The sequence below is a fragment of the Corallococcus sp. RDP092CA genome, assembly GCF_041903675.1.
In the GTDB taxonomy this organism is placed as follows: domain Bacteria; phylum Myxococcota; class Myxococcia; order Myxococcales; family Myxococcaceae; genus Corallococcus.
Genome location: NZ_JAYESI010000002.1, coordinates 331,087 through 343,331, shown reverse-complemented (window position 1 = coordinate 343,331; position 12,245 = coordinate 331,087). Strand labels below are relative to the sequence as shown.

General features: G+C 71.3%; 7 protein-coding genes. 4 read left to right on the top strand and 3 right to left on the bottom strand.

The genetic code is table 11. The features are described 5' to 3' along the window. Positions 1-12: 12 nt before the first annotated feature. The 4 genes from nuoK to U8525_RS03645 are packed head-to-tail and all read left to right on the top strand — an operon-like array spanning position 13 to position 5,829. Positions 13-315: an NADH-quinone oxidoreductase subunit NuoK gene (nuoK, locus tag U8525_RS03660; RefSeq protein ID WP_374261207.1), complete on the top strand. Its 303-nt coding sequence runs from the start codon at positions 13-15 to the stop codon at positions 313-315. Between the two features lie 25 nt (positions 316-340). Further along, on the top strand, positions 341-2,569 hold the full coding sequence (gene nuoL / locus U8525_RS03655; RefSeq protein WP_374261205.1) for an NADH-quinone oxidoreductase subunit L: 2,229 nt from the start codon (positions 341-343) through the stop codon (positions 2,567-2,569). Then, positions 2,566-4,254 (top strand): NuoM family protein, encoded by a 1,689-nt coding sequence (locus U8525_RS03650; RefSeq protein ID WP_374261202.1) that lies wholly within the window; start codon positions 2,566-2,568, stop codon positions 4,252-4,254. The genes nuoL and U8525_RS03650 overlap by 4 nt, the downstream gene beginning before the upstream one ends. Before the next feature lie 15 nt (positions 4,255-4,269). Further along, the gene (locus U8525_RS03645) at positions 4,270-5,829 is read left to right on the top strand and encodes an NADH-quinone oxidoreductase subunit N (RefSeq protein WP_374261199.1); all 1,560 of its coding nucleotides are present in this window, start codon (positions 4,270-4,272) and stop codon (positions 5,827-5,829) included. A gap of 521 nt (positions 5,830-6,350) precedes the next feature. Here U8525_RS03645 and U8525_RS03640 read toward each other — a convergent pair. From U8525_RS03640 to selB, 3 genes are read right to left on the bottom strand one after another with little or no spacing between them, the layout of a single operon-like run. Further along, the gene (locus U8525_RS03640) at positions 6,351-7,793 is read right to left on the bottom strand and encodes a sigma-54-dependent transcriptional regulator (protein ID WP_374261196.1); all 1,443 of its coding nucleotides are present in this window, start codon (positions 7,791-7,793) and stop codon (positions 6,351-6,353) included. Further along, a complete protein-coding gene (locus tag U8525_RS03635) occupies positions 7,790-10,300 on the bottom strand; it encodes an ATP-binding protein (protein WP_374261194.1) in 2,511 nt (836 codons plus the stop codon). The genes U8525_RS03640 and U8525_RS03635 overlap by 4 nt, the downstream gene beginning before the upstream one ends. Next, complete coding sequence (gene selB / locus U8525_RS03630) at positions 10,297-12,225, bottom strand: selenocysteine-specific translation elongation factor (protein WP_374261192.1); 1,929 nt, start codon at positions 12,223-12,225, stop codon at positions 10,297-10,299. Before selB ends, U8525_RS03635 begins: the two co-directional genes overlap by 4 nt. Between the last annotated feature and the right edge of the window lie 20 nt (positions 12,226-12,245).

The following is a 12,245-nucleotide window of genomic DNA, read 5'->3' as shown; positions in this document are numbered from 1 at the left end:
CCGGACAACCCAATGGTCCCCATCACCTACTACCTCCTGCTGGCCGCGGCCCTCTTCTGCATGGGCATGTTCGGCGTGCTGGTGCGCACCAACGCGCTGGTCGTCTTCATGTGCGTGGAGCTGATGCTCAACGCGGTCAACCTCACGTTCCTGGCCTTCGCGCGCATGCACGGCGAGGCCACCGGGCACGTGTCCGCCTTCTTCGTCATCGCCGTGGCGGCCGCGGAAGCGGCCATCGGTCTGGCCATCGTCATCGCGGTCTTCCGCAGTCGCGGCTCCGTGAACGTCGACGACATCCGGACGATGAAGCACTAACGCCCCGTCACCCCTGAGCGCACCCATGGACGGATCCCTCGTCGAGTTCTTCAGAACCGCCCCCATCCCCCCCGAGGTGTTCAGCCCCTCGCTGGGGTTGATCATCCTGCTGCCGCTGCTGGGCGCGTTCGTGTGCGGCGTGTTCGGCAAGTGGCTGGGCCGGGCCAACGTGCACCTGGTTGCGTGCTCCGCCATCGCCGGCGCCTTCGTGCTGAGCGTGCTGGCCTTCTGGGCCACCAGCGACGCGGCCGGCGGGCGCGTGGTGAACTTCCCCAACCCGTTCGGCATCGAGCGGGACGTGGTCCGCTACGCCATCTCGCACGACTACGGGACGTGGTTCGCGGCCGGTGCCTTCCGGGTGAACTTCGGCCTGCTGGTGGACCACCTGTCCGGCATCCTGCTGCTCATCATCACCGGCGTCGGCTTCCTCATCCACCTGTACTCCACCAGCTACATGGAGCACGACGACGGGTACTGGCGCTTCTTCGCGTACCTGAACCTCTTCGTCGCCGCGATGCTCACGCTGGTGATGGCCGACAACCTGGTCCTGCTCTTCGTGGGCTGGGAGGGCGTCGGCATGGCCAGCTACCTGCTCATCGGCTTCTGGTACACGGACAGCGCGAAGGCGTGGGCGGGCCGCAAGGCGTTCGTCACCAACCGCATCGGTGACTTCGCGTTCCTCATCGCCACGTTCCTGCTCATCCTCACGGTGGGCGCCTTCAACCGCCAGGCGGACGCGCGGGACTACAACGCCGCGGGCAGCAGCCGGCAGCGCTACGAGCAGGGCCTCTCCCAGAAGGGCCCCGTCACCTTCAAGGGCCTGGAGAAGATGGCCCTGGCCCTGCCGGAAGGCACGGGCGGCGCGGTGTCCCTGGCAACGCCCATCGAGTCCGGGCCCCTGGCCGGCTACACCTTCGGCGGCGTGATGACCACCGCGCTGCTGCTGTTCCTCCTGGGCGCCGCGGGCAAGAGCGCGCAGCTGCCGCTCTACGTCTGGCTGCCGGACGCCATGGCCGGCCCGACGCCGGTGTCCGCGCTCATCCACGCCGCCACGATGGTGACCGCGGGCGTGTACCTGTTCTGCCGCATGAGCTCGCTGCTGGTGCTCTCCCCCACCGCCATGGCGACCATCGCCATCGTGGGCGCGCTCACGTCGCTGCTGGCGGCGCTCATCGCGTTCGCGCAGGACGACATCAAGAAGGTGCTCGCCTACTCCACGGTGTCCCAGCTGGGCATCATGTTCATGGGCGTGGGCATGGGCGTCTTCTGGGCCGCCGAGATGCACCTGATGACGCACGCGTTCTTCAAGGCCTGCCTCTTCCTGGGCGCCGGCAGCGTGATGCACGGCAACGGGGACGAGACGGACATCAAGAAGCTGGGCGGCCTGTGGAAGGAGATGAAGTGGACGCACGCCACGTTCCTCGTCTCCACGCTGGCCATCACGGGCATCTTCCCCATCATGTCCGGCTTCTTCTCCAAGGACGCCATCTTCCACGGCGTGCACCACAACCACCTGCACGGCCTGGAGTGGGTCTCCACCTTCGTCTACGTGATGGGCCTGCTCATCACCGCGTCCACGGCGTTCTACATGTCGCGCGTCTACCTGCTGACCTTCACGGGCAAGCGGTCCCCGGAGGCGAAGCTGGCGCACGCGCACGAGAGCTCGTGGCACATGACGCTGCCGCTGGTCATCCTGGCGTTCCTGGCCTTCGTGACCTTCGTCTACGCCCTGCCCCTGATGCCCCGCACGGGCGGCGGGTCGCAGCCGGTGTTCGAGAACTTCCTGTCCCCGGTGCTGCGCCCGGCGGAGACGGTGGCCCGCGTGGCGGAGACGGTGCGCCTGGACACCAGCTCGCCGACCATCGGGGACTACGTCTTCGCGTGGATGTGGGCGCTCGCGGGCGGCGCGGCGGCGGCGTTCGCCTACCTGAAGTTCTTCCCCTCGCGGGTGGGCCAGCCCGTGCCGGCGTTCGCGCGCGCGGTGCGCCGCACGGCGCAGAACAAGTTCTACGTGGACGAGCTCTACGAGTTCATCCTCATCCGGCCGGTGAAGTTCGTGGCCTTCATCCTCTTCCGCGTGGTGGACGCGCTCGTCATCGACACGGTGCTGGTGCGCGGCACCGCGTACGTCACGGAGAAGGTGGGCCTCGGGCTGCGCCGGCTCCAGACGGGTGACGCGCAGACCTACGCCGCCATCATGGCGCTCGCCATCCTGGGCGGCGCGGTCTACGCCCTCGTGCAGGTGCTTTCATGAGCTTCTTCGACACCCACCTGTTGAACGTCGTCATCTACCTGCCGCTCGTGTTCGCGGCGCTGGTGCTGATGCTGCCCGCCAGCGAGCACGGCCAGGTCCGCGCCATCACCTTCGTGGGCATGCTGTTGGACCTGGCGTTCGGCGTCTGGGCGTACTTCCGCTTCGACCCGTCCGGCGCGGAGTTCCAGATGGAGTACCGCGTCCCGTGGTTCCAGCAGTTCGGGATGAGCTACCACCTGGGCGTGGACGGCCTGGCGGTGAGCCTGCTGCTGCTGACGGTGTTCCTGGGCCCGCTGGTGGTGCTCGCCTCCACCACGTACATCCAGCACCGCATCAAGGAGTTCCACCTGGCGCTGCTGGTGCTCCAGACGACGATGCTGGGCGCGCTGGCGTCGATGGACGTCCTGCTCTTCTACATCTTCTTCGAGGCCATGCTCATCCCCATGTACCTGATGGTGGGGGTGTGGGGCGCCGAGGACCGCCGCATGGCGGCGGTGAAGTTCTTCCTCTACACGCTGGTGGGCTCGCTGCTGATGCTGGTGGCCATCGTGGCCGTGTACTTCATCAGCGGCGGCCCGGGCGTGCGCTCGTTCGACTACGGCACGCTCTACAACAACCTGCTCGCCGCCAATCAGCAGCTCGCCGCGTGCAGCAGTGGGCCGGAGGGCGCGTGCGCGGGCCTCACGGGCCTGGCCGCCACGCTGCACACGTATGGGCCGTGGATGTTCGCCGCGTTCGCGCTGGCGTTCGCCATCAAGGTCCCCATGTGGCCGGTGCACACCTGGCTGCCGGACGCGCACGTGCAGGCGCCGGTGGCGGGCTCCATGATCCTGGCCGGCGTGATGCTGAAGATGGGCACCTACGGCTTCTGGCGCTTCGCGATCCCGCTCTTCCCGGTGGCGGCGCACGCGGCCCGTCCGTTCCTCGCGGTGCTGGCGGTGATTGGCATCGTGTACGGCGCGCTGATGTGCCTGGCGCAGCGGGACATCAAGAAGCTCATCGCGTACTCGTCCGTCAGCCACCTGGGCTACTGCATGCTGGGCCTGCTCGCCGTCACCGGTGAGGGCGCCACGGGCAGCGCATACCAGATGCTCAACCACGGCGTGTCCACGGGCGCGCTGTTCCTCCTGTTCGGCTTCCTCTACGAGCGCCGCCACACGCGCCTGATGTCGGACTACGGCGGCATCGCCAAGGTGATGCCGGTGTTCACCGCGGCGTTCGTCATCATCACCTTCTCGTCGGTGGCGGTGCCGGGCACCAACGGCTTCATCGGCGAGTTCCTGGTGCTGATGGGCACGTTCAAGAGCAGCCTGCCGCTGGGCTTCGGCGCGTTCGCCACGCTGGGCGTCATCCTGGGCGCGGCGTACATGCTGTGGATGGTGCAGAAGGTGTTCTTCGGCAGCATCACGCACCGGGAGAACCAGCACCTGCGCGACATGAACGTGCGCGAGATGCTCACCACGGCCCCCTTCATCGTGCTGGTGGCGGTGATGGGCCTGATGCCGCAGCCCTTCCTGGACCGCATCGCTCCGTCCACGGACCGCTACGTGGCGCGCGCCAGCGTGGGCGCTCCGGGCGCCACCCAGGCGAAGGACGCCCAGCTGCGCGTGGAGGTGATGTCGCTGCCCGACACCGCCGCCGCGGCCCGCCCCTCCGTTCCCGCGCCGCTCGCCGCTCGCGAGTAGGCCTCGAAAGACTCCATGAACCTGCCAAATCTCACCCTGGCGGATTTCCTTCCCCTGCTGCCCGCCATCATCATGGTGGTGGCGGCCTCCGTCCTGCTGCTGTCGGAGGTGTTCCTCTCCGCGACGGCGTCCCGCGGCTACCAGGCGGTGCTCACCGTCGTGGCGGCGGTGGCCAGCGGCGCCGTGGCCGTGGGCTTGATGTTCGAGCCGCCCCACGAGGTGTTCCTCGGCTTTGGCGTGCTGGACCCCTTCTCCAGCTTCCTCACCCTGGTGGTGAGCGTGGGCCTGGGGCTGGCGGCGCTGAGCGCGGTGGGCTTCCTGCGCAAGCGCGGGGCGGAGCGCGGTGAGTTCTACGCGCTGATGCTCTTCGCCTCCGCGGGCATGAGCCTGCTGGCGATGTCGGCGGAGTTCATCACCATCTTCGTCAACATCGAGGTGCTCTCCATCGCGACGTACGCGCTGACGGCGTACCTGCGCCGCGGCACGCGCCCCAGCGAGGCGGGCTTCAAGTACTTCATCCTGGGCGCCTTCTCCTCCGCCATCCTGCTCTACGGCACGGCGCTCCTGTACGGCGCCACGGGCACCACGAAGCTCAACGACATCGCGGCGCCGCTGCAGGGCGCGCTGTCCACCACGCCGGCGCTCGTCTACGTGGGCGCGGTGCTCATCGCCGCGGGCTTCGCGTTCAAGGTGGCGGCCGTGCCGTTCCACATGTGGACGCCGGACGTGTACGAGGGCGCCCCCACGCCGGTGACGGCCCTGATGAGCGCGGGCGTGAAGGCGGCGGCGTTCGCGTCGCTGGTGCGCGTGTTCGTCACGGTGGGCAAGGGCATGGACCCCAAGCTGCCGCTGATGCTCTTCGCCACGCTGGCGCTGCTGACGATGATCGCCGGCAACCTGATGGCCATCCCGCAGCGCAACGTGAAGCGCATGCTGGCGTACTCCTCCATCGCGCACGCGGGCTACCTGCTGCTGGGCGTGGCGGCGCTGTTCGTCGCGGCCCCGGGCGAGCACTTCCGCCTGCTGTCCGCGTCCTCGCTGTCCGGTGGCACGCCGCTGGACGTGGCGCGCTCGGACGCGCTGCGCGGCATCCTGTACTACCTGCTGGCGTACACCTTCAGCGCGGCGGGCGCCTTCGCCATGGTCTCCGCGCTGGAGCGCCGCGAGGACGAGGAGAAGGGCACCGCGTGGGACCTGGAGCGCTTCGCGGGCCTCGCGCAGCGCCGGCCGGGCTGGGCGTTCGCCATGGCGGCCTTCATGCTGTCCCTGGGCGGCATCCCCCCCACCGTGGGCTTCATGAGCAAGCTGCTCATCTTCCAGGCCGCCATCGACGTGGGCCTGGTGGGCCTCACCGTGGTGGCGGTGCTCAGCAGCGCGGCGGGCGCGTATTACTACCTGCGCGTCGTGGTCTACATGTTCATGCACCCCGTCCCCGAGGGCGCCCAGCCGCTGGAGCGCAACTGGGGCACGGAGGCCGCGCTGGTCATCGCCACCGTCGCGGTGGTGCTGCTGGGCATCCTCCCCGGCCACGTCACCGACTGGCTGGCCCAGGCCGGCACGCTGTTCGGCCAGTAGGCCTTCGCCGGCAGTTCGCGGCACCCGACGCCCGCCTCGGCCCCTGGCCCTGGCGGGCGTTGTCGTTGCGGGGCGTGGCTCACGGCGTCATGGCCGTGGCTGCATTGCAGAAGTGAAATGGATCCGCGCCGCGTCATGCGGGCGGCGGCGACGCTGCGGGGAGCGGAAAAGAAGGCGGCCCGGCACCTGTGAAGGTGTCGGGCCGCGGGTCTTCTCAAGGTGACACACCGGAAGTGCTGAAAGGGTGGGGGGGAACCACTTTCAGCCTCGCTTCGATGCGTCCCGGGCTAGCCTTTAGCAGGTGCCATGCCAGCGCCTGTCTGGATCGGAACTCCAGTATTCTCAAGGACTTGGACAACCGTCCAACACTCCCACCCCCGCCCTCCCCATTGCATCCCTGAAATCGCGTTGCAGGGATGAAAACACCCAATGAATTCATGAGGTTGGCTCCTTTCATCTCTGCACGGGGTGATTTCGGAGCTGAACTCGTACTGGAAGGCGGGGTCCAGTTCGCTGGCAGGCTATTCGCGAGCGCCCGCGGGGGGCCGGAGGTTCAGGCGCTTCATCTTGCGCCACAGCGTGGTGGAGGACACGCCCAGCTCGTCCGCCACGCGGGCCAGGTCCACGCCGTGGCGCTCCAGGGCCTGGACGATGGCGCGGCGCTCCGCGTCCTCCACCACCTCCGCCAGCGTGGGGCCCGCGGCCTCCGCGCCCCCAGGCCGCGCGACGTCCGTGGAGGGCAGGCCCGGGGGCTCGGACGTGGGGAGCACGCGGCCCTGGGGGCGCAGCGGGAAGTCCTCGGGCAGCAGCTCGTCCCCTTCCGCCAGCGCGGCGGCCTGCTCCACCAGGTTCTCCAGCTCGCGCACGTTGCCGGGGAAGCTGTACGTCATCAGGTGCTCCACGGCGGACTCGGACAGGCGCCGGGGCCGGGGGCTGCGGGCGTTGGCCCGGTCCAGGAAGTGCTGCGCCAGCGCGGGCACGTCCTCCAGGCGCTCGCGCAGCGGGGGCACGCGCAGCAGCACCACGTTGAGGCGGTAGTAGAGGTCCTGGCGGAAGCGCTTCTCCTTCACCTCCAGCTCGATGTCGCGGTTGGTGGCCGCGGCGATGCGCACGTCCACGCGCAGCGCGGTGGACTCGCCCACGCGGCGCACCTCGCCGTCCTGGAGCGTGCGCAGGAGCTTGGACTGGAAGGTGGGGCTCGTCTCCGTCACCTCGTCGATGAAGAGCGTGCCGTTGTCCGCCTCCTCGAAGAGGCCGCGGCGCGCCTTCACCGCGCCGGTGAAGGCGCCCTTGGCGTGGCCGAAGAGCTCGGTCTCCAGCAGCGTCTCGCTGATGGCCGCGCAGTTGACGGGCACGAAGGGCTGGCCGCTGCGGCGGCTGTGCGCGTGGAGGGCGCGGGCCACCAGCTCCTTGCCCGTGCCGCTCTCCCCCTGGATGAGGACGGTGGCGTCGCTCTGGGCCACGCGCAACAGGCGCGTGGTGAGCTCGCGCATGGCCTGGCTGCGGCCCACCAGCGCGGACAGGCCGTGGCGCTGGTTGAACTCCGTGGCGAAGTTGTCCACCGCCGCCTGGAGCTTGGCGCGCTCCAGGGCGCGCTCCACGCGGTAGCGCAGCTCGCCTTCCTTGAAGGGCTTGGTGACGTAGTCGTACGCCCCCATGCGCATGGCCTCCACCGCGCTCTCGATGGAGCCGAAGGCCGTCATCATGATGACCTGGAGGCGCGGGGCCACCTCCACCGCGCGCTTGAGCAGCGTGAGCCCGTCCATGGGCTCCATCTTCAGGTCCGTGAGGAGCAGGTCCACGCGCTCCCTCGCGAGCAGGATGAGCGCCTCCTCGCCGGTGGCGGCCTCGGAGACGGTGTAGCCCTCCGCGCGCAGGAGCAGGGCGGTGGTGGCGCGCATGTTGCGCTGGTCGTCCACCACGAGGATGCGTCCTCGGGGAACCGGTGTGGTCGCGTCGGTCATGAGAGGGACTGGGGCTGCGTGAGCGGCAGCCAGAAGGTGAAGGTGGTTCCGCGTCCGGGAGCGCTCTCCACGGCGATCTCACCGCGGTGCTCCTCCAGGATGCGCTTCACCACCGCCAGCCCCAGGCCGGTGCCCTGGGCCTTGGTGGTGAAGAAGGGTTCGAAGACGCGGTGGAGCAGCTCCCCGGGGATGCCCGGGCCCTGGTCCATCACGTCGATGCGCAGCTGCTCGCGTCCTCCGTGGGTGTCCCGGCGCGCGCGCACCCGGACCTCGCCCCCCTGGGGCATGGACTGGATGGCGTTGACGGCCACGTTGAACAGGGCCTGGCGGATCTGCCGCCGGTCCATGGGCACCGTGGCGAGGCCGGGCTCCACCTCCACGGAGACGTACACCGGACGCTCCATGGAGGCCTGCGCCTTCGCGGCCTCGAAGGCGTCCTGGAGCACGCGCAGGAGCTCCTCCGGCTGGAGCACCGGGTTGCGCGGGCGGGTGAAGTCGAGCAGGTCCGCGACCATCCGGTTGAGGCGGTCGCTCTCCTCCGCGACGATGTCCAACAGCATGGCCGTGTCGCCGCTGGGGTTCATGATGCGCCGGAGCGTGGCCACCGCGTTGAAGATGACGCCCAGGGGGTTGCGCACCTCGTGGGCGACGATGGCGGACAGCTCGCCCAGCGCGGCGAAGCGCTCGCGCTTCACCATCTCCGCGCGGGTGGCGGCCAGCTCCGCGTAGCTGGCCCACAGCGACTCGTAGAGGCGCGCGTTGGCGATGGACAGCGCCAGCTGGCCGCACGTCGCCTCCGCCAGCTCGATCAGCTCCGGGCCGAAGGGGCGCGGGCCGCGCACGTCGTCCACCAGCACCACGCCGATGAGCTCCTCGCGCGAGGTGAGCGGCAGCCCCAGGAGGGCCTTCTCCCCCAGCCGGTCGATGAGCACCGCGCTCACGGAGCTGCTCGCGGACGTCAGGTCCTCCACGGCGAGGGGCTTGCGCTCCTGGGCCACGCGCGCGGCCAGGTCGTCGCTGTCGAGCGGCACCACCACCGTGCGGAACAGGTCGCGGTGGGCCGCGGACGCCGCCGCGCCGCGCAGCACCTTGGCCTGCTCGTCGTAGAGCAGGATGAAGCAGTTGGACACGTCCAGCAGGTGCACCAGGAAGTCGGACGCGACGTCCAGGATGCTCGCCGTCTCCAGCACGCCGGACGTGGTGCGCGCCAGGTCCAGCAGCAGGCGCGTCTCCGTGAGCTGGCGCGCGGACTCCGCGCGGAGGCGGCGCTGCTCCAAGAGCGTCACCAGCAGCTCCGCGAGCGTGGACAGGAGCCGCGCGTCCCGTTCGTCGAAGGGGCGCTCCCTCGCGCGCAGCGCCTGCACCACGCCCATGCACTCACCGCCGCGGGTGAGCCGCGCCGCCGTCCCGCTGCCGAAGCGGCCCTGGGACAGCGTCTCCAGCGCGCGCCCCTGCGATTCGGACGACAGCACGCCTCCGCCCTCCAGGGGCGGGGCGGCCAGCAGCACGCCGGTCGCGAGGATGGCGTCCGCGTCGCTCCGCTCCTCCAACCCCACGTGCGCGACGAGCGCGGGGGCCTGGCCCGGCTCGGAGGCGACGTGCAGCGCCACCGCGCGGGCATGGAGCAGCTCCGCCACGCGCGCGAGGAACATCTCCGGGGGTGGGGGCACGGGCTGCGCCACGAAGCGCGCCATCTCCGCCACCGCCTCCACCTCCCAGGCGCTGCGCGCGCCGTCCGCCTGGAGGTGGGCGTCCGCGAGCGCCGCGCCCACCACCTTCGCGAACAGCGTCAGCACCGAGCCGTGCCGGGGCGCCACCCACGGGCCGGCCACCCACAGCACCTCGGACTGGGGCCCGCCCACCGGCAGGTACGCGTGCGTGGGCTGCGCCTGGTCCGCGCCGCCGAACACCGGCCGCCCGTCCGACAGGGCCTCCAGCGCCAGGTGCGAATCCGCCGGCAGGGCCACGCCGTCGCGCACCACCAGCCGCGTGCCGTCCCAGCGCAGGATGCGCGCGCGGAAGCCCGCGGCCTCCAGGCCCGCCAGCGCCACGCGCCGCACGCCCTCCTCCGAGCGCGCGGACACCAGCCCCGCGGACGTGTCCACCAGCCGCTCCGCCACCACCAGCTCACCGGGGTGGTCCGGCATCACCATGCAGCTGAGCAGCAGGGCGAAGCGGCCCTCCTCCAGCCGCAGGGGGTTGGCCTGCACGAAGACCTCGCCCGGCGTGCCGTGGACGCTGAGCACCTTGTAGAGCTGCGGGCGTCCATCCAGCTGCGCGCCGGTGGTCAGCCGGCGGAAGCGCTCGCCGATCCTGCTGCGCTCCTCCGGCTGCACGAAGTCCAGGAAGGAGCGGCCCTCCACCTGGTCCAGGGGCAGGCCCAACAGCCGCGCGTACGCGGCGTTGGCCACCCAGACGCGCCCCTCCGACTCCAGCACCAGCATGGGCTGGGTGAAGGGCTCCACCAGGGCGCGCAGGTCCTGCGCGTTGTAGGCCTTGGAGCTCATCCGCGACGCAGCACCCGTTTGTCCCCCACCCGCAGCGTCACCTTCTCCCTGTCGAAGTACTCCGACAGGGGGATGGTGAACTTGCGGCTCTGACCCACCAGCTCCTTGAAGCCCTGGGTGGTGATCTCCCTCTGTTCCTTCAGGTACGTCACCAGCCGGGCGCGCAGGTCCTCCAGGGCGCCCGCGTCGAAGCACAGCTCCTCGCTCACCCGCACGCCCGTGCCCGACGCCACCAGCACCTTCAGCAGCTCCTGCAGCTTCGCGGGCGCGAGCCCCAGCTTCTGCGACAGCTCCGTGACGGTGGGCGGCGCGAGCCCCGCCGCGGCCAGCTCCGCGGACAGGCGCGTGCGCGCGGCCTCGTCGCCCAGGGTGAGCGTGCGGCCCCGGCCCCGCAGGCGGAGGAGGTCCTTCTCCGCCTCCACGCTACCCGGGTCCACCAGCGCCTGCACCACGCGCTGGAACAGGCGCGCGTCCAGTTGGCCGGAGAGCCGCTGGCGGAGCTCCTCGCGCGACAGGCCCTCGCGCATGGGCTCGCGCTCGTGGAACGCGGCGAGCAGCGCGAGCGAGCGCTGGCGCAGGCCCTCGAACACGTCCTGCGCCACGTAGAGCCGCCGGTCGCGGTCCACCAGCAGCACCTGCCCCTTCGCGCCCGAGCGCTCCAGCGTGCGCGTGAGCACCTTGGGCGGGAGGCCCGAGCGGCCGAACAGCTCCGTCTGCGTGAGCCCCGCGTAGCCCGCCTGCCGGAGCAGCCACGCCACCTGCCCGGCCGCGTCCGCCTCCAGCAGCGGCCGCACCACCTCGGACGCGCCCCGGCGCCGGCGCGGCGGCGCGATGGACAGCACGCGCCCTCCGGCCAGCGTGGCGCCCCGCCCCGGCAGCGCGCGCGACCCCCGCAGGATGAAGCGCTGGCCCACGAGCGCCCCCACCGGCGACGCCAGCCGCAGCTGCGCGAGCGCCGTCTCCCCCGGCGCGAGCGAGTCCAGGTCCAGCAGCGCCACCGTGGCCTCCACCTGCGCGGTGCCCAGGTGCAGGAGCAGCTTGCGGCGCCCGGGCAGCGGGGCCTCCGCGGCGGGCAGCAGCGTCAGCTCCACGTCCAGCATGGACGTCTCCGGCAGCTCGCCCGCGCGCGTGAGCACCATGCCCCGGCGCACGTCCTCCGTCTGCGCGTCCGCCACGTTCACCGCCGCGCGCTGCCCCGCCTCCACGCGCGCCACCGGCTGACCGTGCACCTGCACGCCCCGGACGCGGAAGGGGCCCGGCCGCGCGCCGGCCCCCGAGGGAAGCAGCGACACCGCGTCGTCCACCGCCAGCACGCCGGACAGGAGCGTGCCCGTCACCACCGTGCCGAAGCCCTTGATGGTGAAGGCCCGGTCCACGGGGAGGAACGCGGGCCCCTCCGCGGGGCGCTGGGGCAGCGCCGCGCCCGCGCGGGCGAGCGCCGCCTTCAGCGCCTCCAGGCCCGCGCCCGTGCGCGAGGACACCGGCACCACGGGCGCGCCCTCCAGGAAGGTGCCGGTGGTGAGCGCGGCCAGGTCCGCCTCCACCAGCGCGCGCCAGTCGTCGCCCAGGCCCTCCAGCAGGTCCGCCTTGGTGAGCGCGACGACGCCCGCCTTCACGCCCAGCAGGCGGCAGATGTCCAGGTGCTCGCGCGTCTGGGGCATGACGCCCTCGTCCGCCGCCACCACCAGCACCGCCAGGTCCACGCCGCCCGCGCCCGCGGCCATGGCCTTCACGAAGCGCTCGTGGCCGGGCACGTCCACCACGCCCGCCACCGGTCCGCCCGGGAGCGGCAGGTGGGCGAAGCCCAGCTCCAGGGTGATGCCCCGGCGCTTCTCTTCCGGGAGCCGGTCCGTGTCGGTGCCCGTCAGCGCCTTCACGAGGGACGTCTTGCCGTGGTCGATGTGCCCCGCCGTCCCGATGATCATCGCCGCGTCCGCGCCCTTGC

What these genes read in the sequence shown, in the direction of transcription:
- nuoK (WP_374261207.1), top strand. Translation starts at nt 13, where the DNA reads ATGGTCCCCATCACCTACTACCTCCTGCTGGCCGCGGCCCTCTTCTGC.
- nuoL (WP_374261205.1), top strand. Translation starts at nt 341, where the DNA reads ATGGACGGATCCCTCGTCGAGTTCTTCAGAACCGCCCCCATCCCCCCC.
- U8525_RS03650 (WP_374261202.1), top strand. Translation starts at nt 2,566, where the DNA reads ATGAGCTTCTTCGACACCCACCTGTTGAACGTCGTCATCTACCTGCCG.
- U8525_RS03645 (WP_374261199.1), top strand. Translation starts at nt 4,270, where the DNA reads ATGAACCTGCCAAATCTCACCCTGGCGGATTTCCTTCCCCTGCTGCCC.
- U8525_RS03640 (WP_374261196.1), bottom strand. Translation starts at nt 7,793, where the DNA reads ATGACCGACGCGACCACACCGGTTCCCCGAGGACGCATCCTCGTGGTG.
- U8525_RS03635 (WP_374261194.1), bottom strand. Translation starts at nt 10,300, where the DNA reads ATGAGCTCCAAGGCCTACAACGCGCAGGACCTGCGCGCCCTGGTGGAG.
- selB (WP_374261192.1), bottom strand. Translation starts at nt 12,225, where the DNA reads ATGATCATCGGGACGGCGGGGCACATCGACCACGGCAAGACGTCCCTC.